Origin of the sequence: Methylosinus sp. RM1 (assembly GCF_011378635.1) — a bacterium.
Classification (GTDB): domain Bacteria; phylum Pseudomonadota; class Alphaproteobacteria; order Rhizobiales; family Beijerinckiaceae; genus Methylosinus; species Methylosinus sporium.
In genome coordinates this window covers 89,219-110,704 of record NZ_WOVC01000006.1, presented here as the reverse complement: position 1 = coordinate 110,704, position 21,486 = coordinate 89,219, and the positions used below count along the sequence as shown (strand labels likewise).

Genomic DNA, 21,486 nt, shown 5'->3' with positions numbered 1-21,486 from the left:
TGACGAGGAGGCCACTGTGGTACAGAGGCTGGATCGCGTAATATTCACGTCGAATTATAAGTATTATTCCCGATACCCTATTGGCGGGTCTGTAACGACGGTCATGTTTTATCCGCCATTGTGGTCTAACAAGGCGAAGGCCGCCGCCGATAATGGTGCGATACAGGAGATGAGGAACGCCGGCCGAAGCGTCACGGCGCCCGGCGCTTTCCGGTCGAATCTCGGTCGCGACAGGGTATAATGAATGAGCAACTCCATGCGGTCTTTCGTGCGAATGAGTGAGATGGACGAGTCGAAAAGGGACAGCCAAGCGGCGACGACCGGCGATGCGTCCGCCGCTGCGGCCCTCGTGACCGACAGGCGGGCCGCCGCCGTCGAGCGGAGCGGCTCGGGCCAGCGCGCCCTCTCGACGGAGACCAAGGAAACCCGCGTCGCCAATCTGGCCGGAGCGATGCGGCGTGCCCGGCTCGCCAATGCCGAGCGCTCCGGCGTTCTCGCGGATCTGCGCGACGCCGAGATCGCGCGGCTGGAGATTTTGCGGGATCATTTGGAGCCTGTCCTCGCCCAGGCGCCGAAGGATTGCGATCTCTTCGACATCGGCGTCTCGCATGGCGATCGGCCGCGACTGTTCATCGATCATGTCGGCTTCGTCGAAATGGGGCGCGACCGCCGCACCTATCGATTCTTGCAGGACACGCGCCACGGCCGCATCACGATCGGCGAGACCGACAATGTCGCGACAGTGGTGGAGGCGATCACCGAATATATCGCTCATCGGCTGATCGAGCGTGAAAAGGCGCTGGGGTTCGATTTCGCCGGACAAGGCGGCGCCCGCGCCTTCACCGAGGAGGCGGCGAAGAAAAAGAATCAGATCGCCCCGAGATCAGCGAGCTTGCCCGCCCTGCCACGCCTCGGCGGAGTCGGCGAGAAAATCTATCGGGCGATTTTGTTTCTCGCGCAGGGAGCGGGCGCGGCGGCGTTCTTCTTTCTGCTTTGGCAGCTCGGCGTCTATGCGATCGGTCCGCATCTGACGCGCTGACGCTCTTCAAAGCGCGAGCGCGGTCAAATCCCCGATCGTCTCGCCGTTTTCCAGCATCCCGCGCGAGCGGGCGGAGATGACGATTTTGTCGCCCTCACGCTCGATCGAATAGAGATTATAGGCCGCGCGGTGACTATGCCCGCCGGCCTTGGCCGAGGCGGAGGCCGCGCCGATGACCGGCGTCTCGCCATGCGCGCCCGGCAGGCGATGCAGGCTGATCTTGTGATTATGTCCGTGCAGCACCAGCTCGGCGCCATGGCGCGCGATAATCGCCTCCAGCTCGGCGGCGTCGTCGAGGCCGCGCAACGCCTTGGCGCCGCCACGATGCGGCGGATGATGCAGCAGCACGACCCGAACGAGTCCTTCGGCCTTGGTCTTGTCGAGCAGAGCCGCCAATTTCTCGCGCTGCTCCGCGCCGAGCCGGCCCGAGGCGACGAAAGGCGCCGTCGGAATCGCGGAATCGAGCCCGATGATCGCCACTCCGTCGCGCCGCCGCAGATAGGGGAAGCCCGCGCCTTCCTCCGAAGTGGTCCAGGGCGCGAAAGTCTCGGCGACGCGCGGGACCGCAGAGGGCACATAGGCGTCGTGATTGCCGGGGGTGAAGCTCACAGTCTCGGGACTGCCGAGGCTGGAGAGCCAGAGCCGCGCCGCCGCGATCTCGGCGTCGAGGCCGATATTGACGATATCGCCGGTCATCACGACATGATCGGGGTTTTGCGCCGCCATGTCTTCGACGAGCCGGCCGAGCAGACCCATATCATGCGCCTGCGCCCGCTTATTGATCCAATTGGCGTAGCCGGTGAGCCTCTTGCCCGCGAGCTCGCGCAGGCTCGGCCGCGGGATCGGGCCGATATGGGCGTCAGAGAGATGAGCGAGCAGAAATCCCATGGACAGTCCTCACGCGCCGCCGATCAATATGCCGGCGGCGAGCACGATGGCGCCGCCGAGCACGATCTGAAACACCGCCTGCAGGAAAGGCGTATCCATGTAACGCGCGCGAATGAAGGCGATCGCCCATAGCTCGACGAAGACGACCGCGCCGGCGATCGTCGTCGCTATGGCGAAACTGTCGGGGATCGCATCCGGCACGAGATAGGGAAGCGTATGGCCGAGGCCGCCGAGCGTCGTCATCAGTCCGCAGACGCCGCCGCGCAGCAGCGGCGAGCCGCGGCCGGTCAGCGAGCCGTCGTCCGAGAGCGCCTCGGCGAAGCCCATGCTGATGCCGGCGCCGATGGAGGCGGCGAGGCCGACGAGGAAGGTCTCCCAGTTATTGTGCGTGGCGAAGGCGGCCGCGAAGAGCGGCGCCAGAGTCGAGACCGAGCCGTCCATGAGCCCGGCGAGGCCGGGCTGCACATATTGCAGGATGAAGAAGCGCCTATAGGCGAGATCCTCCTCCTTTTTCGCGCCGGGCGTGAGGATCTGCGCGCCGAGACGCATGGCGAGAGTCTCGTGCCCCTGCTCCGCGGCGGCGAGATCGCCGAGCAGCTTGCGCACGCCGACGTCGGTCGCCCGCGCCGCAGCCCGCTGATAGAAGAGCGCGCTCTCATATTCCATGACTTCCGCTTCCTTGCGGATCGTCTCCAGCGAGAGATTGCGCGTCAGCCAGATCGGCCGGCGGCGCAGAAAGCCCTTCACATCCTCGCGGCGTATGGGCGGCAGATTGGGGCCGAAACGCTTCTGATAGAGGCTGAGCAGCGCATGGCGATGGGCGCCCTCCTGCTCGGCCATCTCCTCGAAGACCTTGGCGGATGAGGGATAGCGCTCGGAGAGGTCTTCCGCAAAGCTCTGATAAATGCGGCCGTCTTCCTCTTCCGAGGCGATGGCGACGGCGAGTATCTCGCGTTCCGTGAGATCACAGAAGGATTTCAATCTTGCGCTCCTTGCGCATGGCGGAGCGACGGCGCTAGTTAGCTCTCGGCGTGCTCGGTCGCGCCGGCGACGAATTAGAGCGGTTCTAGAGTGTCGAACCATGGAACGCCAGACATTTGAATCGGCGGGGTCTCCCTCGCGGGCGCGGCGCCGATGAGCGAGCCCGGCTGGCGGACCTTGCTGACGACGCGCCTCGTGGTGCTCGCCGCCACGGTGATCCGACCGATGACGCTCGGCGTGCGCGGTCTCGTCGTGGACGCCGAGCGGCGCGTGCTGCTGGTGCGGCACACCTATATCTCGGGCTATTATCTGCCGGGCGGCGGCGTCGAGCCGGGCGAGACGCTCGAGCAGGCGCTGGCCCGGGAATTGGTCGAGGAAGGCAATATAGAGCTGGAGGCGCCGGCCGAGCTGCGCGGCGTCTATCTCAACCGCCGCATCTCCAAGCGCGACCATGTGGCCTTTTTCGTCGCGCGGGCCTTTCGGCAGAGCGCGCCGCGCGGCCCCGACCATGAGATCGCCGAAGCGGGGTTCTTTCCCCTGGACGCGCTTCCCGAGAGCGCGACGCCGGCCACGCGCGCCCGCATAGCGGAGGTATTCGGCGGCGCGCCGGTCTCTCCCTATTGGTGAGCGGCCAGACCCGCCACATCCCGCCAGCCATAGGCAATCTGCGGAACGCCGCGCCAGAAGAGCTCGCGGCCGAAGCGGCGCCCGCCCAGCGCCTCATAGAAGCGTCGGGCGGGAAGATTGTCGCGCAGCACGACGAGACTCGCCCATTTGCAGCCGCTCGCACGCATCTCCCGCGCCATCATCCGCATCATCCGGCGGCCGAGGCCGCGCCGTTGCACGGCGCGGCGTAGATAGACGGCGCAAATCTCGCCGCCGCGGCCGAGCCGGCCGCCGAGAACGAGCTCATGTGCGCGCCAATGCGTGAAGCCGACAGCCGCTCCATCCACATCGAAAGCCAGAGCGGCGCGCGATCCGCTCGACTGAAAAGCCCCACGCCAATAGTCGAGCCGCTCCTCGAACGTGAGGGCGGCGAAGGTCTCGGCCGGCAGCAGCCCTTCATAGCTCTCGCGCCAGCAGGCGAGATTGAGCGCCGCGAGCGTCGGCGCATCCTCGGCCGTCGCGGCGCGAATGGAAAATTCGCGCGGCATTCACCAGGGCTTCGCTGGCGGCGAATCGATCAGCAGCCGAAGATCGCGCCAGCCATAGGCGACCTCCGGCACGCCGCGCCAATCGCCTTCGACGCCGATCTTGCGGCCACCGAGCTTCTCGTAGAATTTCCGCGCCGTGAAATTATGCCGCAGCACCCAGAGGCTCCCCCATTCGACCCCGCGCTCGCGCAGCGCCTGCGCCATCACGCGCATGAGGCCGCGCCCGGCGCCGAGCCTCTGCGCTTCCTTCAAAAGATAGATCGCCTGGAACTCGCCGGCATAGCCTCGCTCGCCGAGAATGGCGCTCTGCTGCGCGCCGCAGGCGGAAAAGCCTATTGCGCTCCCCTCCCGCAGCGCCAGAAACACATTCGGCGGCGGCCGTTGCGGCCCCGCTCCGTCCAAGGTCTCACGCCATTGCGCGAGGCGGGTCTCCAGCGTGTATTCGGCGAGAATTTCCGCCGGCGCCAGAGGCGTATAGGTCTCGCCCCAGCAGGCGACATGGAGGGCGGCGATCGTCTGCGCATCCGCCAGCGTCGCCGGTCTGATCTCGATCGCTGTCATGCGCGATTTTCGAGCAAGACTCGGGCCGGTCGCGGTCTTTGCCGGCCGGGCCGCGCATGTTATGCGCGAGCGATGATCGATCTCGTCATCCGCTTCTCGCCGCAGACCCCGGCCGACGCGCCCCAAATCGAAAAGCTCGAGGAGCGGGCTTTCGGTCCGGGCCGCTATGCGCGCACGGCCTATCGGCTGCGCGAGGGCGTCGAGGCGGATTTGTCGCTCTCCTTCGTCGCCCATGTCGGCACGCTGCTGGTCGGCGCCAATCGCATGACCTCCATCCTCATCGACGAGGCCCCTGCCCTGCTGCTCGGCCCGCTGACGGTCGAGCCGGCCTTTCGCTCGCAGGGGCTCGGCGAGGCGCTGGTCAAGAAATCGCTGGACGCCGCACGCGACGCGGGCCACGGCCTCGTGTTGTTGGTCGGCGATCTCGATTATTACGCCCGCCTCGGCTTCGCCCGCACGCCGCGCGGCAAGATCGTCATGCCCGGCCCGGTCGATCCGCAGCGCCTGCTCTATTGCGAGCTGCGCGAAGGCGCCTTCGCGGCCGCCAGTGGCAGGATGCGCCGGCTGTGATCGCTTCGACTCGGCGGCGCCTTTCATGACGGCGCCGCGCCCCCTCCTCGCCCGCTATGAGGAGCTCGTCGCGAGCGGCGCGCTCGAGCGCGACCCGGCGCAGCTCGCCGGGCTCGAGCGGCTGGAGGCGCTGGCGCGCGCGCTGGCGCGCAAGCCATCGCCGCCGGCGGCGGCGGGCGGTCTCGCCGCGCGGCTGCGCGGATGGCTCGGACGCCGCGCGTCCTGCGCGGGCCCGCGCGGCGTCTATATTCATGGCCTCGTCGGGCGCGGCAAGACGACGCTGATGGACCTTTTTTTCGCCGAGCTGCCGCTCGCGGAAAAGCGCCGCGCGCATTTTCACGCCTTCATGGCGGAGGTTCACGAACGCCTCGCCGCCGCCCGCCGCAGCGCCGCGCCGGATCCGCTGGCGCATATAGCGCAGGAGATCGCGCGCGAGACGCGCGTCCTCTGCTTCGACGAATTCGCCGTGACCGATATCGCCGACGCGACAATTCTCGCGCGTCTCTTCACCAGATTGCTGGCGGAAGGCGTCGTCGTGGTGGCGACCTCCAATGTCGAGCCGCGCCGGCTCTACGAGGGGGGCCGCAATCGCGATCTCTTTTTGCCCTTCATCGCGCTGCTCGAGGAGCGGCTCGACATAATGCGCCTCGACGCGCGCGCCGATTTCCGCCTCGAGAAGATCGCGCTCGGCGAGACCTATTTCACCCCCGCCGACGCCGGCGCCCGCTCGGCGCTGGACGATCTGTTTCTTCGGCTCACGGGCGTCGCCACAGGCGCGCCGACGAAGCTGCGCGTCGCTTGCCACAATGTGATCGTCCCGCAAGCGGCCGGCCGCATCGCGCGATTTTCATTCGAGGATCTGTGCGCGCGCCCGATCGGCGCCTCCGACTATATGGCTCTCGCCGAGGCCTTCGACACGATTTTCGTCGACGACGTCCCGGCCATGAATTTCGAGCGGCGCAACGAGGCCAAGCGTTTCATCACGCTCGTCGATATTCTCTACGAGAAGAAGACGCGGCTCATTCTCTCTGCAGAGACCGAGGCGCAAGACCTCTATCATGCGCCGATGGGACATGAGGCTCAGGAATTCGCCCGCGCCATCTCGCGGCTGATCGAAATGCGCTCGCGAGATTATCTCTGCGAGCCGCGAGCCGGGCGCGTGGAATAGCCGACTGGCTCGCCGCGGAGGAATCGGATAGCTCTCGCATTCGTCGCCGGGATCATCGTCGGTTCGACGACGTTTTCGATCATTCCGTTTCATTCGAATTTTTAAAAGAGGCTGACCTGTTCGAGGTCGAGACATGGCGGTCGAGACATGGCGGTCGTTGCTCGCGGCCGCCGTCGTGACGATGGCGCTCGCGATCGCCCCCGCATCGGCGGAGGACGACGATTCCCGCGCGCTTCTCGGGTGGCCGACATCGCCCGCCGCTTCGAATGCGGCGACGGCCTCGAGCGCAACTTCGAGCGAGAGCGCGGCGAAGAAAAAAAGGCCGCCGCCGTCCTGGCTCGACGCTCTGACCGTGACGGGATTCGCCGAGGCCGGCTCCACTTTCAATTTCGACAATCCCTTCAACAAGCTCAATTGGGGCCATCTGTTCACCGATCGCGCCGATCAGCCGCAATTCAACGCCGGCGTGATCGCCATGCAGCGCCTGCCCGATCCGAAGGCGACCAAGGACTTCGACTTCGGCTTCAAGATTCAGGCGATGGTCGGCTCCGATGCGCGCTACACGCATTTTCTCGGCGAGCTCGATTATGCGATGCGCGACCGCACGCAGCTCGACATTCTCCAGGCCTTCGCAACGCTGCATCTGCCTTGGATCACCGACAGAGGCTTCGATGTGAAGATCGGCCAATTCGTCACGCTCGAGGGCGCGGAACTCGTCGACAGCATTTTCTACACGCATTCCTATATTTTCAATTTCGGCATTCCGCTCAAGCAGACCGGCGTGATGATCTCGTCCGATCTCTCCTCCTGGCTCTTCGTCCATGCGAGCGTCATGTCGGGCGACAGCGCCAGCCTCGGCTGGCCCGGCGACAACAACAGCGCCGCCTCTTTCCAAGCCGGCCTGCGCATAAAGGCTTTCGACGACAGACTGACCATATTGGGGACGACTCATATCGGGCCGGAAGATCCGAAGCAGCTCGATCCGCTCGGCGTCGGCTGGCCGAACATCCCTTACGAATGCGCCTGCGATCCCAATCGGGCGCTGTCCTACAGCAATGACGTAACGCTGACCTGGAAGGCGACGGATCGGCTCACACTGAGCACGGATATCAATTACGTCCACGACGATGGATGGAACGCGCTCTCGGCGACCGGACTATCCGAAGGCGTTCTGAGCAGGCTCGCCGACATTTATGGTTTCAACGCCGCGCTCATTCCGCGTCGCCCGCGCGGCGTCAACGGCTATGGCGTAGCGCAATACGCGTCCTACAAGATCGACGACGTGTTCCAGCTCAATGGCCGCGTCGAATTCTGCGCGACCACAATAATTATTTCGTCGGCGCCTATCCGGGCTATTTCGATTATATGAACATCGACCATGGCTTCTACGCGCCCTCGGCGATCTTCCAGCCAGAGGGACGCGGAACGAGCTATTTCGCGATCATCGCCGGGCTGACGATCACGCCGGAAATTCCCAAAGGCCTGCCGATCGCCGGCCTGACCCTGCGGCCGGAACTGCGCTATGACGCATCCCTGACCGGCGCGGCGCCATTCTTCGGCGCGAGCGGCTACAGGCGCTCGACCGGCATGTTCGCCATCGATGCGATCGTGCCGTTCGCGTTGAAGTGAAGGTCGAATACGGCGGAGATTCTCGGGTGTTCGCTGGCGACCCCGGTAGGATTCGAACCTACGACCTACTGCTTCGAAGGCAGTTGCTCTATCCAGCTGAGCTACGGAGTCGACGCCTATTCTCTAGCATATTCGGCCGGCGTCGTCTCGGGCGCTTTCTCGTCGATACGGCCTCGATTGGGGAGAACCCGCAGTCGCCGGTCGTCGACCGCTGGCGACCCCGGCAGGATTCGAACCTGCGACCTACCGCTTAGAAGGCGGTTGCTCTATCCAGCTGAGCTACGGGGTCGTGACGGCCGTCAGTGCGTCCACTGGCCGACGCGCTGCGTCTTGAAATTATCCGCGTAGGAGATGATCCGGCGCGACGGCGAGCCGGGCTTGGGCTCCTCGACGCGATAGACGAGCGCTTTGCGCTCGGCATAGGCGATCGCCTCTTCCTTGGTGGCGAAACGTAGCCTGATCTGCGCCTTGGCGTCCGAGGTGCCGGTCCATCCCATCAGCGGATCGAGCTCGCGGGGCGTCTCGTTCTCATATTCGAGCACCCAGGGCTTGGCCGGTCCGGGACCAGATTGCGTCGCGCTGGGGGACGGGCGGTGAATGCGTGCGGTCATATCGGCCTCGGCAAGAGCCGGCTCGCGAGCCGGCCGGAACGAAAAATCGGCGCTGTGGCGGGGACTCCGCGCCAATGGTCGGGGCAGCAGGATTCGAACCTGCGACCTGAAGTACCCAAAACTTCCGCGCTACCAGGCTGCGCCATACCCCGTCTCGCGAATAGGCCGCGGAGCCCATTTCCGCCGAACGCCTCGCTAGCACGCGGGCGCGCCGCTCACAAGCGCGAGCGCGCGGACGGGCCGCTCTATCGCTCGAAAATCGGATGTTTGACCGTGTCGCCGACGGCGATGGAGAGGCGTTGCGCCGCGCCGGCGGCCAGCTCTATGACGGCGAGCGCCGGCCCGCCCGAGGAAATGACGCGCTCCGAATAGGGCTCCGCTCCGAGCGCCACGGAGACGACGCGGCCGGAACGCGAGACGAAGATCATATCGAGCGACAGCGGCGTGTTCTTCATCCACATGGCGACCGGCCGCTCTTCGCGGAAATCGAACAACATGCCGCCGTCGGAGGGGAGCGATGTGCGGAACATCAGGCCCCTCTCGCGCTGGTCGGGCGTGCGCGCCACTTCGACGCGCAGCCGATGCGCGCCGGTGGCGGTGACGATCTCGAGCGGTTCGACGGCCATTTTGACCGCGGGCGGCGGCGGTCCCGCATCCTTCGCGCGACTCGCGACAACGGCGCCGACGAAAAGGAAAAGAAGAGCGACGACGAGCTTCGACACGCTCCGCGACAACGCACCCGACATGTTCATCCTCGCCGCATCCTGGCCGCCGCGCATATCACGACACTGTCGAGAGCTGGCGCTCGACGGCCATTCTGCCAAATGCGATCGGGAAATACAAAACAAGCCCGGACGACTCGCGTCTCGCGCGGCTCTAATGGGAGGCCGGCAGCGCCGATTCGAGCGGCCGCACTTCGGTCGCCATCAGGCCCTTGGGGCCGTCGCCGTAGCGCACCAGCACACTATCGCCGGGCTTCAGCTCGGCCAGTCCGAAGCGTCGGACGGTCTCCATATGCAGGAAAATATCGTCCGTGCCTTCGCCGCGGGTCAGGAAGCCGAAGCCTTTTACCCGGTTGAACCATTTGACGATGGCGATCTCATAGCCGCTCGACGGCGTCACCTGGACATGGGTGCGCGCGGCTCCGTTCTGCGAGGGATGAACAGCTGTCGACTCGTCCATCGCGACGACGCGGAACACCTGCATTCCCTTGACGCGCTTTTGCGCCTCGCAAACGACGCGCGCGCCTTCATAGGCGGACTGGAAGCCGGACCGACGCAGGATCGTCACATGCAAGAGAATATCCGCGCCGCCATCATCGGGAACGACAAATCCATATCCCTTCGAAACGTCGAACCATTTGATGGTTCCCGACACTTCGACGAGATCGAGCCCGGCTTCGCCGTTTTCGATATTTATCGTCGACGCGCTCAACTCATTCTGGAATGAAATTTTTGCGCCCAACAGACCAACTCCCCCTGCCGATTCGGAACGAATGCGCTCCGCTCGCCTTCGAAGACTCGAATCGCGACGCTCGCCCGTGAATCACTGTGGTTAAGATATCATCGCCACGCTTTCCTCCAACCGACTTTTTTGTCTCGCGCGCCTTCGCTGTGGATACAAAGCCCGAAAATGCTTGGCGTTCCGCGACCTCGGCGCGGGTTACGCGAAATACCGTACGAGCGCATCCAAGCTGCGATAACGGCTTCGAGAGTAGGAAAGCGACGCGACATGCGCGCTCCGCGACGCCGAATCTTCGCCATCAAAGCGGCGTCATTCGGCGCCAGAGCGACATTCGGCGCGCGAGCGCTGTCGCCTTTCGCCCAAATCGCTTTCGGCTCTCGCGGATCCATCCGGCCCGCCGGGCGCCGGACGTAGGGGCGAGAAACAATTTGCGCCTCCATATGTTGCGGTCGGCGCGAAGCCGCGACATAGTGCCCTCGCCGCCGCTGGTGGCGCGGCCGATGAGCCGCAATTCCCACGAGAAGACCGCGCGCCACCGCAAAAACACGGACAATGAACGCATGACCTTCATGACACCACGAGACGATCGTGAGCAGACGCAGGCTGGCGGCGCCCCGAATTTCGATCTCGCCTCGCTCTATGCGGAACGCGAGAGCGAGCGTTTCGCGCTGCACGCGCAGCATCTCAACGAGATGTGGGTGCGCGTGCTGAAGACGATCGGCTACGATGTCGGATTCGTGCGCGGCGCCGGCCAATATCTCTATGATCGCAAAGGCGCGCGCTATCTCGATCTGTTGAGCGGCTGGGGCGTGTTCGCGATCGGCCGCAATCATCCGGCGCTGCGCGAGGCTTTGATGAGCGTGCTCGGCGCCGAGCTGCCCAATCTCGTGCAGCTCGACGTGTCCGTGCCCGCCGCGCTGCTCGCCGAGCGGCTGCTCTCCTTCGCGCCCTATATGGAGAAAGTCTTCTTCGCCAATTCCGGCGCGGAGGCGGTCGAGGCGGCGATCAAATTCGCGCGCGCGGCGACGGGACGCGCGGGAATTCTGCATTGCGCGCATTCCTTCCACGGCCTCACCTATGGCGCGCTGTCGCTCAATGGCGACGAGATTTTCAAGAAGGGCTTCGGCTCGTTGCTCCCCGATACGCGCGAGATTCCCTTCGACGATCTCGCCGCGCTCGAGGAGGCGCTGCGCCATCGCGACGTCGCGGCCTTCTTCGTCGAGCCGATTCAAGGCAAGGGCGTGAACATGCCGGCGCAGGATTATCTCGCGCAGGCGGCGGCGCTCTGCCGAAAATACGGAACCTTGTTCGTCGCCGACGAGATTCAGACCGGCCTCGGCCGCACCGGCAAATTCTTCGCCGTCGAGCATTATGGCGTCGAGCCCGATCTCCTGCTCGTCGCCAAAGCGCTCTCGGGCGGCCATGTGCCGGTCGGCGCGGTGCTGACGCGCAAATGGATCTTCGATAAAATGTTCGACCGCATGGATCGCGCGGTCGTGCACGGCTCCACCTTCGGCAAGAACGATCTCGCAATGGCCGCCGGCCTCGCCACTCTCGAGGTGATGGCGAGCGAGAAGCTCGTCGAGAATTCCGCCGCCAGAGGGGAACGCCTCCTCGCTTGCTTCCGCGCCATGGCCGAGCGTTACGAACTCGTCGCCGATGTGCGCGGCAAGGGCCTGATGATCGGAATCGAATTCGGCGAGCCGCGCTCGCTGAAGCTGAAAGCGGCGTGGAATCTTTTGGAGACGGTGAATTCAGGACTGTTCTGCCAGCTCATCAGCATACCGCTGTTCGAGCAGCACAAGGTGCTGACGCAAGTCGCCGGCCATGGCAATCACACGATCAAGCTGCTGCCGCCGCTCACCATAGACGATTTCGATTGCGATTGGATCGAGCGGTCCTTCGACAAGGTCATCGCCGAGGCGCATCACGCGCCGGGGGCGGTGTGGTCGCTCGGCAAGACGCTCGCCGGCCATGCGTTGAAGGCGAAGCTCGGCTGACGAAAGCTTCGGCCGACGCGCATCCAAGGTTAACGAATTGGGAACGCGCCTTGCTCCGAAGAGGCGCGCGACAGGGGAGCCGCGCCGATTTGAACCGTCGGCGCAAATTTCCGCCTTGCCGCGCTCCGCTTCGAGACGAAAGGCGTCGATTATGCGTATCAGTGCGACGATTCTGCCTGTGGCCTTGCTGGCCGCATTCGCCGGCTTCTCTGCGCCGGCCTACGCCGGCGCGCGCGGACCGGTCGTCATTCGCGGGCTCGGGCCCGATGATTTCGCGCCGCGCGCGACCATGAATTTCCGGCCGCCTCACGCTTCCCGTCCGCCGCGCCACTGGCGCGACGAGGAGCCGAGCTATGGTCGCGCCACGTTCGCGCCGCGGCGCATCGATGTGGCGTCGGAGGAGATGGCGCCGTGGCCGCGGCCGCAGCGGAACCTGATGCGCTATCGCGCGTTGGAGCCCGCGCCCGTCCCCTATGTCGCGCCCGTGTATTATGCGCAGGAGCGCAATCCCTATGACCGCTCCTATCGGCCGGGAGCCTATACGGCGATCGACCCGATTCCGCAGCGGCCGGCGCAGGCCTATGGCTATTTCCTCGATGAAGGCCCCTTCCCTTCGAGGTGATCCGCGTCGCCGCGACTCGAAACGGACGCATTGATCGGCTTAGACGTCATGCGTCCATTCGGGAGAAGACCATGCCGCTGTTGACCCGCCGCGCCTTTTTGAGGGGCGCGGTCGCCAGCGCGGCTTCCGCCTTCGCGGGAGCGGCCTACGCCTTCGGTTATGGGCCGCTGCAGGCGCCGCGGGTCGCCCGCTATCGCGTCGCGCCGCGCATGTGGCCGAAGGGTTTTCCGCTCGAGATCGCCGCGCTCTCCGACCTCCACGCTTGCGACCCATGGATGTCGCTCGAGCGCATCGACGCGATCGTCGATCACATGAACGCGCTCGAGCCCGACGTCGTCGTTCTGCTCGGCGATTATGTCGCCGGACTGCATCATTTCGCGACGCCGATTCCGTCGGCGCAATGGGCGCGGGCGCTGTCTCGGCTCAGAGCGCCGCTCGGCGTCCATGCGATCCTCGGCAATCACGACATGTGGGACGATCGCACGGCGCAACGTCGCGGCGGCGGCGAGACGATCGCCCGCGCCGCGCTCGAGGACAATGGGATTCCGGTCTATGAGAATGCGGCCGTGCGTTTGGCGCATAAGGGCCGCTCGCTATGGCTCGCCGGCCTCGCCGACCAATATGCGATCACCGTCGGCCGGCGCAAATGGCGCGGGCTCGACGATCTTTCCGCGACGCTCGCCGCCGTCGCCACCGACGATCCGGTGATTTTATTGGCGCATGAGCCGGACGTCTTTCCGCGCGTGCCGGAACGCGTCGCCCTGACGCTCTGCGGCCACACCCATGGCGGACAGGTACGGATCTTCGGCTGGGCGCCGATCGTGCCGTCGATCTACGGCAGTCGCTATGTCCACGGCCATATAGTCGAAGACGAGAGGCACCTCATCGTCTCCGGCGGATTGGGATGCACGGGACTGCCGGTGCGCTTCGGCGCGCCGCCGGAAGTCCTTCATATTCGGGTGGAAGCGCCGGCGGCGTGACGCGCCGGCGTCCGCCTCACTCGCCGGCCGCCTTCAGCTTCTCGCCGCTCTGGCTGCGCGCCAGAAGCTCGGTGAGCGCGCGGCGATATTCGACCGGCATCACCTTGCGGAACTTCGGCTTGTAGCTCTCCCAATCGTCGAGGATCGCGCGCGCGCGCGCCGAGCCCGTGTGGCGCAGATGATTGGAGATGAGATGCTTCAGACGCTCGGCGTCGAAGCGCGTCATATCGCTCATCACATCGACGCGGCCATGCTGCTCGAGGTCGCCGCTCTGATGATAGGCCTGCGTCATCGCGGTCTCCTCGTCGCGCACCGGCTCGAGATCGACCATGGCCAGATTGCAGCGCTCGGCGAAGCCGCCGTCCTCATCCAGCACATAAGCCACGCCGCCCGACATGCCGGCCGCGAAATTGCGCCCTGTCGGCCCCAGCACGACGACGACGCCGCCGGTCATATATTCGCAGCCATGGTCGCCGACGCCCTCGACGACCGCATAGGCGCCGGAGTTGCGCACGGCGAAACGCTCGCCGGCGACGCCGCGCAGATAGGCCTCGCCCCCCACGGCGCCATAGAGCACGGTGTTGCCGACGATGATCGACTTCTCCGGCACGATCTGCTTGGCCTCGCGCGAGGGATAGACGATGACCTTGCCGCCAGAGAGCCCCTTGCCGACATAATCGTTCGCCTCGCCCTCGAGACGCAGCGTCACGCCGCGCGCGAGAAAGGCGCCGAAGCTCTGCCCCGCGGTGCCGGAAGCGCGAATGTCGATCGTGTCCTCCGGCAGGCCGGCGAGACCATAGACGCGCGCGACCTCGCCCGACAGCATGGCGCCGGTCGAGCGATCGACATTGCGGATCGCCGTCTCGATGGACGTCTTCGCGCCGCGGTCGATCGAGGCGCGCGCCGCCTCGATGAGCTTGTTGTCGAGAACCTTGTCGAGGCCGTGATCCTGCGTGAGGCTGTGACGGATCGCGGCGCCCTCGCCCGCCGGCTTATGGAACAGCTTGGAGAAGTCGAGTCCCTTCGCCTTCCAATGGGCGAGCGCCTTCTCCTTGTCGAGCATCTGCATCTGGCCGATCAGCTCGTCGAAGCGGCGATAACCCATTTGCGCCATCAGCTCGCGAACCTCTTCGGCGACGAAGAAGAAGAAATTGATGACATGCTCGGGCTGGCCGACGAAGCGCTTGCGCAGCACAGGGTCCTGCGTCGCGACGCCCACGGGGCAAGTGTTGAGATGGCATTTGCGCATCATCACGCAGCCGGCCGCGATCAGCGGCGCGGTCGCGAAGCCGAACTCGTCGGCGCCGAGCAGCGCGCCCACGATGACGTCGCGGCCCGTGCGCAGGCCGCCGTCGACCTGCACAGCGATGCGCGCGCGCAGATTGTTCAGCACCAGAGTCTGATGCGTCTCGGCGAGGCCGATCTCCCACGGGCTGCCCGCGTGCTTGATGGAGGTGAGCGGCGAGGCGCCCGTGCCGCCGTCGTAGCCGGAGATCGTCACATGATCGGCGCGGCCCTTGGAGACGCCGGCGGCGACCGTGCCGACGCCCACTTCCGAGACGAGCTTCACCGAGACGTCGGCGCGGGGATTCACATTCTTCAAATCGAAGATCAGCTGCGCCAAATCCTCGATCGAATAAATGTCGTGATGCGGCGGCGGCGAGATGAGGCCGACGCCCGGCGTCGAATGGCGCACCTTGGCGATCACCGCATCGACCTTGTCGCCGGGCAATTGTCCGCCTTCGCCGGGCTTAGCGCCCTGCGCCATCTTGATTTGGATCATGTCGGAGTTGACGAGATATTCCGCCGTCACGCCGAAACGTCCAGAGGCCACCTGCTTGATCGCCGAGCGCGCGCTGTCGCCATTGGGCAGCGGCTTGAAGCGCTCCGGCTCCTCGCCGCCCTCGCCCGTGTTGGATTTGCCGCCGATGCGGTTCATCGCAATGGCGAGAGTGGTGTGCGCCTCGCGCGAGATGGAGCCGAAGGACATGGCGCCGGTCGAGAAGCGCTTGACGATCTCGCTCGCCGGCTCGACCTCGTCGAGCGGCACGGGCGCGCGACCATCCTCCTCCGCCGTCTTGATGCGGAACAGGCCGCGCAGATTGAGCAGCTTCTCGTCCTGCGCGTTCAAATGCTGCGCGAAGGCGCGATATTTGTCCTGCGCATTGGCGCGCACGGCATGCTGCAGCAGCGACACCGTATGCGGCGTCCAGCTATGCGCCTCGCCGCGAATGCGGAAGGCGTAATCGCCGCCGACGTCCAGCGCATCGCGATAGATGGCGACGTCGCCGAAAGCGTCCTTGTGACGGCGCACAGTCTCGGCCGCGATCTCGTCGAGGCCGACGCCCTCGACGCGCGTCGTGGTGCCACGGAAGAACTCGTCGATGAAGCTCTGCGCGAGGCCAACGGCGTCGAATATCTGCCCGCCGCAATAGGACTGATAGGTCGAGATGCCCATCTTGGACATGACCTTCAGCAGGCCCTTGTCGACCGCCTTGATGAAGCGCTTGATCGCCGTAGGGCCATCGACGTCGGCAGGAAACTCGTCGGTCGAAGCCTCCAGCGTCTCGAAGGCGAGATAGGGGTTGATCGCCTCCGCGCCATAGCCGGCGAGCAGCGCGAAATGATGCACCTCGCGCGCCTCGCCCGTCTCGAGCACGAGACCGACCGAGGTGCGCAATCCGCGGCGAATGAGGTGATGATGCACGGCCGCCGTGGCGAGCAGCGCCGGAATCGGAATGCGATCCGGCCCCACCATGCGGTCGGAGAGGATGATGATGTTATAGCCGCCGTTCACCGCCTTCTCGGCGCGCTCGCCGAGCCGGTTCAGCGCCTCGCGCAGGCCGGCGGCGCCGGTCGCGGCGTCATAGGTGATGTCCAGCGTCTTGGTGTCGAAGCTGTCCTCGATATGGCCAATGCAGCGGATCTTCTCGAGATCCTCATTGGTGAGAATCGGCTGGCGCACCTCGAGCCGCTTGCGCTTCGCCGAGCCCTCGTGATCGAGGATATTCGGGCGCGGGCCGATGAAGGAGACGAGGCTCATCACCAATTCCTCGCGGATCGGATCGATCGGCGGATTGGTGACTTGCGCGAAGTTCTGCTTGAAATAGGTGTAGATCAGCTTCGGCTTGTCGGAAAGCGCCGAGATCGGCGTATCCGTGCCCATGGAGCCGACCGCCTCCTGGCCGGTGACGGCCATGGGGAAGAGCAGGAGATCGAGCTCCTCTTGCGAATAGCCGAAGGCCTGCTGACGATTGAGCAATGACACATCGGCGCGCGAGGCGCGCGGCTCGACGGGCTTCAGATCCTCGAGCACGATCTGCGTGCGCTCGAGCCATTGCTTATAGGGATGCGAGGAGGCGAGCTCCTTCTTGATCTCGTCGTCGGAGACGATGCGTCCCTGCTGGAGATCGACGAGCAGCATCTTGCCCGGCTGCAAGCGCCACTTCTGCACGATCTTGTCTTGCGGAATCGGCAGCACGCCCATCTCGGAGGCCATGACGACGAGCCCGTCCTCGGTCACGAGATAGCGCGCCGGACGCAGGCCGTTGCGGTCCAGCGTCGCGCCGATCTGGCGGCCGTCGGTGAAGGCCATGGCGGCGGGACCGTCCCAGGGCTCCATCAGCGCGGCGTGATATTCGTAGAAAGCCTTGCGGTCGCTGTCCATCAGCGGATTGCCGGACCAGGCCTCCGGGATCAGCATCATCACCGCATGAGCGAGCGAATAGCCGCCCTGCACGAGAAACTCGAGCGCATTGTCGAAGCAGGCGGTGTCCGACTGCCCCTCATAGGAGATCGGCCACAGCTTCTCTATGTCGTTGCCGAACAGCGGCGAGGCGACCGAGGCCTGACGCGCGGCCATCCAGTTGAGATTGCCGCGCAGCGTGTTGATCTCGCCATTATGCGCGACGAAGCGATAAGGATGCGCGAGGCGCCAGGACGGGAAAGTGTTCGTCGCGAAGCGCTGATGCACGAGCGCGATGGCGCTGACGAAGCGCGGGTCTTTCAGATCGAGGAAATATTCGCCGAGCTGCGAGACCAGCACCATGCCCTTGTAGACGATCGTCTGCGAGGAGACCGAAACCGAATAATGCTCGCGCGCCGCCGGCCCCCGCGCATAGATTTCATTGGAGGCGGTCTTGCGCGCGAGATAGAGGCGGCGGTCGAAATCGATATCGTCGGTCACAGAGCGGCCGCGGCCGATAAAGACCTGCCCGTGAACCGGCTCGACCGCCTTCACCGCCTCGCCGAGATCGCTCGAATCGACCGGCGTGTCGCGCCAGCCGAGCACGACGAGGTCCTGGCTCGCGGCGGCGGCCTCGATGAATTCCTTCGCCTTGGCGCGCTCGGCGTCGTCGCGCGAGAGGAAGAATTGGCCGATGGCGTAATGACCGGGATCCGGCAGGGCGAAGCCGAGCTTGGCGCATTCCTCCTTGAAGAACTGATGCGGAATCTGCACGAGAATGCCGCAGCCGTCGCCGAGCTTGGGGTCCGCGCCGACGGCGCCGCGATGATCGAGATTGAGCAGGATCTGCAGACCCATCTCGACGATCTCGTGACTCTTGGCGTTGTGCAGATTGGCGACGAAGCCGACGCCGCAGGAGTCGTGCTCCTTGGACGGATCGTAGAGGCCCTGAGCCTGCGGCAGGAGGGGGTCTCTGGCGTCGATCGCGGTCATGGCGGCGTCTCCCGGGCGAGTCCGGGGGCCGCCCGGCCCGATCGCCGCGCCCGCTCCCCCGTCCTTGGTCGTCGAAATCATAGCGTCGCTCGCAGGGTGGCGCGAGCGACATTGGCGCAGAATGGTCAGCATGGCTGACATATCGGCGGGAAATATTGTTGCCAGATTTGCGCCCCTCGCACAAGCAATCTGCCGCTACAAAACCGAATTCCCGGCGCATTCCGCCGTCGGCGCGCGCCGCTTGCGTCCAAAGCTCGCCGCAATGGTCGCCCAAGCTCGGCAATCGAGACGGGGCCAGACGATGAGATGGATGTGGAGCGGTTCATGACGCTATCGAGACTGCGGCCGAAGCTCTTGCTCGCGATGGCGAGCCTCGCGCCGATGGCGGCGCCGACGCCGGCCGCGGCGGATTTCTTCTTTCGTCCGTTCGGCTACGCCTTTCACCAGCCGATCCCGGAGCCCGCGCCCAACGCCACGCCTCGCGCGATCGCCGGCATTTTGGGCGAGGAGGGATTTCGTCTGGTCGGCGGGCTCGGCCGGCGCGGCGATCAGGTGGTGGCGACCGGCGTCGATCGCCGCGGCCATTATCGGCGCTTTCTGATCGACCCCTATGAGGGCGAGATTTTGCGCTCCTGGCGCATTGGGCCGGACGAGGTCGGACCGGGCTTCGTCGAAGCGCCGCCCGCCGCCTATCGTGGCGGGCCTGGGCCGGAGCCCTATGACGGGCCGCGCGCCGCCGCGGAAGATCCTCTGGTCGTGCCCGGCCTCGGCGGCGAGCCGCGTCGCCCCGCGCCGCAATCGGCCGCGCCCGCTCGGCGCGCGGAGACGCCGGCGCGCGCCCATGCCGCCGTCAGGCAGGACAACGCCGAGACACGGCGCCCGCCCCATTCGCCACCGTCCGAGGCGACCAAACCGCCGGCGCGCGCCGCAGCTCCGCAGGATAGACCGACGACTGCCAAGCCCGCCGTCGCGAAGCCGGCCGAGCGCAAGGCGCCGGCGCAACAGCACTCCGGTCCGACCCAGCCGCAAGGCGCGGCCCCGGCGCCCGCGTCCGCTCCTTCTTCTTTATCTCCTGCGCCTTCTCCTTCTCCCGTCGCCGCCCCTGCCCAGCCGATCCAAGCTGCTCCCGAGCCGCCGCGCGCGGCGGCTCCGGAACCGGCCGCCGTCGGCCATCAGCAGGCGGCGCCGGCGCAACAGACCATCGTTCCAGCGACGCCCGCCACGCCGCCGCCCACTGCCGCGGCTCCCGCCAATCCGGTCTCGGCGGAGCAATCCAAGGAGCCGTCCGTGGGCGAGCCGGCCAAGCCGACGCCCGGCGGCTGAACGAAAAAAGAGGCGTCCCTCGCGGGACGCCTCGATTTTTTTTGACGCTTCCGAAAGCCGATCAGGCGGCTTTGGCGTCGATCGTCTGCGCCGGGGCGCCGGCGCCGATCTCGATGCGGCGCGGCTTTTGCGCCTCGGGAATCTGGCGGACCAGATCGACATGCAGCAGGCCGTTGACGAGGGTCGCCCCGGTCACGACGACATGATCGGCGAGCTGGAAGCGGCGCTCGAAGGCGCGGGCCGCAATGCCTTGATGCAGGATTTCGCGCTTGACGCCGGTCTCGGGCTGCGGCTCTTTCGCGCCCTTGATGGTCAGCGTGTTCTCGCGAGTCTCGATGGAGATGTCCTCTCGCGCGAAGCCGGCCACCGCCAGGGTCACGCGATAGTCGTTCTCGCCCGTGCGCTCGATGTTGTAGGGAGGATAGGTCGGAGCAGCCTCCGCGCCCGGTCCCTGATCGAGCAGGGAAAACAGCCGGTCGAAGCCGACGGTCGAGCGATAGAGCGGCGAAAGATCGAAGTGACGCATGTCATTGTCCTCCTAGAAGCGACAGTGGAAGCGCGATGGGGAGCCCGTCCCCGCTCGCGCCGGGGATGAAGCGCGTCCGCTACGGCCCGCGCTGAATTCCATGTGGGAGCGGCTTTTGCGACCCGCAAGAGGCGCCGGGACGGGAGCCGCGATTTTGTCGAGCGCGTCCGCTCGATGGCGTCGACGCCGCGGCCGAGGCTCCGCCCATCGACTGCAACGTCCCGAGCTTCGCCCTTTTGCGTCCGGGCGAGCCATGCGATAGACGGAAATTCGCCGCGACTTTTCCGGCCGCAGCAGGATCGCCCGACATGCCGCTCACCGAAACGCAGCTCATCGGAACGCCCGACAATCCCGCACCGCCCAACGCCTCGGTCTTCGCCATTCGCACCGCGGACGGACGCAGCTTGCGGGCGGCGAGCTTCGCGCCGCCGCGCGGGGCGATCGGCACAGTGGCGCTGTTCCAGGGCCGCGCGGAATTCATCGAAAAATATTTCGAGACGATCAACGACCTGCTCGCGCGCGATTTTCATGTGGTGACGCTGGACTGGCGCGGACAGGGCGGCTCGGAACGCGATCTTTCCGATCCGCGCAAGGGCCATGTCGACGATTTCGCGCTCTATCAGCGCGATCTCGACGCCTTCATCACCGATGTTCTGGCCTTGAACTGCCCGTCTCCCTGGCACGCGCTGGCGCATTCCATGGGCGGCTCCATATTGCTCGATCGCGTCCATTCGGCGCGCTCGCCCTTCGATCGCCTCATCGTCTCGGCGCCGATGATCGATCTCGAGGGACTGCGCTTTCCTATCGGCGCGCGCGCCGTGGCGGATACGCTCGACATGTTCGGGCTCGGCGCGGTCTATGTGCCCGGCGGCGGCCCGAAATCGCTCGAGGAATTGCCCTTCGAGGGCAATCGGCTGACATCCGATCCTGCGCGCTTTTCCCGCAACGCCGATGTGGTGCGCGCCGCGCCGCATCTCGCCATCGGCGATCCGACGGTCGGCTGGATCAACGCCGCCTTCCGGCTGATGAAGCAGTTCGCCGCGCCGCAATACGCCCGCGCCGTGCGCACGCCGGTCATGGCGTTTCTCTGCGGACGCGATCGAATCGTGTCCTCGCGCGCGATCGAGCGCTTCGTTCAGCGGCTTCCGGTCGCGAGCCTCATCGAGCTCCCCGGCGCGCGTCACGAATTGCTGATGGAGCGCGACGAATTGCGCGAGCAGTTCTGGGCGGCTTTCGACGCTTTCGTCCCCGGTGAGGCGGTGGATCGCGTCTGAGCGCGGTTTCGTTCGATC

At 65.8% G+C, this 21,486-nt stretch carries 20 protein-coding genes and 3 tRNA genes; 11 read left to right on the top strand and 12 right to left on the bottom strand.

What is annotated here, in order from left to right; genetic code table 11:
• The first annotated feature begins 256 nt into the window (after positions 1-256).
• A complete protein-coding gene (locus FMZ75_RS05920; RefSeq protein WP_246728795.1) occupies positions 257-1,039 on the top strand; it encodes a hypothetical protein in 783 nt (260 codons plus the stop codon).
• A 6-nt stretch (positions 1,040-1,045) separates the two neighbouring features.
• On the opposite strand, the gene FMZ75_RS05915 is transcribed toward FMZ75_RS05920, so the two are convergent.
• Positions 1,046-1,927 carry a metallophosphoesterase gene (locus FMZ75_RS05915; RefSeq protein ID WP_166141680.1) on the bottom strand — a complete coding sequence of 294 codons (882 nt, stop codon included), beginning with the start codon at positions 1,925-1,927 and terminating at the stop codon, positions 1,046-1,048.
• 9 nt (positions 1,928-1,936) lie between these two features.
• Positions 1,937-2,908, bottom strand: a complete 972-nt coding sequence (gene mbfA, locus FMZ75_RS05910) for an iron exporter MbfA (RefSeq protein ID WP_166141679.1) — start codon at positions 2,906-2,908, stop codon at positions 1,937-1,939.
• 153 nt (positions 2,909-3,061) lie between these two features.
• Between mbfA and FMZ75_RS05905 the strand changes: the two genes are divergently transcribed.
• Positions 3,062-3,535 (top strand): NUDIX domain-containing protein, encoded by a 474-nt coding sequence (locus tag FMZ75_RS05905; protein ID WP_166141678.1) that lies wholly within the window; start codon positions 3,062-3,064, stop codon positions 3,533-3,535.
• On the opposite strand, the gene FMZ75_RS05900 is transcribed toward FMZ75_RS05905, so the two are convergent.
• Both FMZ75_RS05900 and FMZ75_RS05895 read right to left on the bottom strand, forming a co-directional pair.
• A complete protein-coding gene (locus tag FMZ75_RS05900; protein ID WP_166141677.1) occupies positions 3,526-4,062 on the bottom strand; it encodes a GNAT family N-acetyltransferase in 537 nt (178 codons plus the stop codon). The genes FMZ75_RS05905 and FMZ75_RS05900 overlap by 10 nt on opposite strands.
• Entirely contained in the window at positions 4,063-4,623 is a 561-nt protein-coding gene (locus tag FMZ75_RS05895) for a GNAT family N-acetyltransferase (RefSeq protein ID WP_166141676.1), read from the bottom strand. It abuts the gene before it with no gap.
• Positions 4,624-4,695: 72 nt separating this feature from the next.
• Between FMZ75_RS05895 and FMZ75_RS05890 the strand changes: the two genes are divergently transcribed.
• The 4 genes from FMZ75_RS05890 to FMZ75_RS21515 all read left to right on the top strand — a co-directional run bounded on the left by FMZ75_RS05890 (position 4,696) and on the right by FMZ75_RS21515 (position 7,990).
• Complete coding sequence (locus FMZ75_RS05890; RefSeq protein WP_108917806.1) at positions 4,696-5,193, top strand: GNAT family N-acetyltransferase; 498 nt, start codon at positions 4,696-4,698, stop codon at positions 5,191-5,193.
• A gap of 25 nt (positions 5,194-5,218) precedes the next feature.
• A complete protein-coding gene (zapE, locus tag FMZ75_RS05885) occupies positions 5,219-6,361 on the top strand; it encodes a cell division protein ZapE (RefSeq protein WP_166141675.1) in 1,143 nt (380 codons plus the stop codon).
• 133 nt (positions 6,362-6,494) lie between these two features.
• A complete protein-coding gene (locus FMZ75_RS05880) occupies positions 6,495-7,730 on the top strand; it encodes an outer membrane beta-barrel protein (protein WP_246728793.1) in 1,236 nt (411 codons plus the stop codon).
• Positions 7,727-7,990 carry a porin gene (locus tag FMZ75_RS21515; protein WP_246728792.1) on the top strand — a complete coding sequence of 88 codons (264 nt, stop codon included), beginning with the start codon at positions 7,727-7,729 and terminating at the stop codon, positions 7,988-7,990. The genes FMZ75_RS05880 and FMZ75_RS21515 overlap by 4 nt, the downstream gene beginning before the upstream one ends.
• Positions 7,991-8,024: 34 nt before the next feature.
• Here FMZ75_RS21515 and FMZ75_RS05875 read toward each other — a convergent pair.
• The 6 genes from FMZ75_RS05875 to FMZ75_RS05850 all read right to left on the bottom strand — a co-directional run bounded on the left by FMZ75_RS05875 (position 8,025) and on the right by FMZ75_RS05850 (position 10,065).
• Positions 8,025-8,101, bottom strand: a tRNA-Arg gene (locus tag FMZ75_RS05875).
• A 101-nt stretch (positions 8,102-8,202) separates the two neighbouring features.
• Positions 8,203-8,279: transfer RNA gene (locus FMZ75_RS05870), tRNA-Arg, on the bottom strand.
• Positions 8,280-8,289: 10 nt separating this feature from the next.
• Positions 8,290-8,601 carry an ETC complex I subunit gene (locus FMZ75_RS05865; protein ID WP_108917825.1) on the bottom strand — a complete coding sequence of 104 codons (312 nt, stop codon included), beginning with the start codon at positions 8,599-8,601 and terminating at the stop codon, positions 8,290-8,292.
• Positions 8,602-8,676: 75 nt separating this feature from the next.
• Positions 8,677-8,753 (bottom strand) — tRNA-Pro (locus FMZ75_RS05860).
• A gap of 93 nt (positions 8,754-8,846) precedes the next feature.
• Entirely contained in the window at positions 8,847-9,227 is a 381-nt protein-coding gene (locus tag FMZ75_RS05855; RefSeq protein WP_244594699.1) for a DUF192 domain-containing protein, read from the bottom strand.
• Positions 9,228-9,477: 250 nt separating this feature from the next.
• Positions 9,478-10,065: a cold-shock protein gene (locus tag FMZ75_RS05850; RefSeq protein WP_108917809.1), complete on the bottom strand. Its 588-nt coding sequence runs from the start codon at positions 10,063-10,065 to the stop codon at positions 9,478-9,480.
• 560 nt (positions 10,066-10,625) lie between these two features.
• Here FMZ75_RS05850 and FMZ75_RS05845 point away from each other — a divergent pair.
• From FMZ75_RS05845 to FMZ75_RS05835, 3 genes are all read left to right on the top strand, one after another.
• Positions 10,626-12,065, top strand: a complete 1,440-nt coding sequence (locus tag FMZ75_RS05845) for an aspartate aminotransferase family protein (protein ID WP_166141732.1) — start codon at positions 10,626-10,628, stop codon at positions 12,063-12,065.
• Between the two features lie 151 nt (positions 12,066-12,216).
• A complete protein-coding gene (locus tag FMZ75_RS05840; RefSeq protein ID WP_166141674.1) occupies positions 12,217-12,687 on the top strand; it encodes a hypothetical protein in 471 nt (156 codons plus the stop codon).
• Positions 12,688-12,764: 77 nt separating this feature from the next.
• Positions 12,765-13,667: a metallophosphoesterase gene (locus FMZ75_RS05835; RefSeq protein ID WP_246728809.1), complete on the top strand. Its 903-nt coding sequence runs from the start codon at positions 12,765-12,767 to the stop codon at positions 13,665-13,667.
• A gap of 16 nt (positions 13,668-13,683) precedes the next feature.
• Here the strand turns inward: FMZ75_RS05835 and gltB are convergent, their stop codons facing one another.
• Positions 13,684-18,345: a glutamate synthase large subunit gene (gene gltB, locus FMZ75_RS05830; RefSeq protein ID WP_166141672.1), complete on the bottom strand. Its 4,662-nt coding sequence runs from the start codon at positions 18,343-18,345 to the stop codon at positions 13,684-13,686.
• 324 nt (positions 18,346-18,669) lie between these two features.
• Here gltB and FMZ75_RS05825 point away from each other — a divergent pair, with 324 nt between their 5' ends.
• Entirely contained in the window at positions 18,670-19,668 is a 999-nt protein-coding gene (locus FMZ75_RS05825) for a hypothetical protein (protein ID WP_166141671.1), read from the top strand.
• Between the two features lie 61 nt (positions 19,669-19,729).
• Here FMZ75_RS05825 and FMZ75_RS05820 read toward each other — a convergent pair whose 3' ends face one another.
• A complete protein-coding gene (locus tag FMZ75_RS05820) occupies positions 19,730-20,194 on the bottom strand; it encodes an Hsp20 family protein (RefSeq protein WP_142863775.1) in 465 nt (154 codons plus the stop codon).
• A 308-nt stretch (positions 20,195-20,502) separates the two neighbouring features.
• Between FMZ75_RS05820 and FMZ75_RS05815 the strand changes: the two genes are divergently transcribed.
• On the top strand, positions 20,503-21,468 hold the full coding sequence (locus FMZ75_RS05815; RefSeq protein WP_166141670.1) for an alpha/beta fold hydrolase: 966 nt from the start codon (positions 20,503-20,505) through the stop codon (positions 21,466-21,468).
• Positions 21,469-21,486 lie beyond the last annotated feature (18 nt).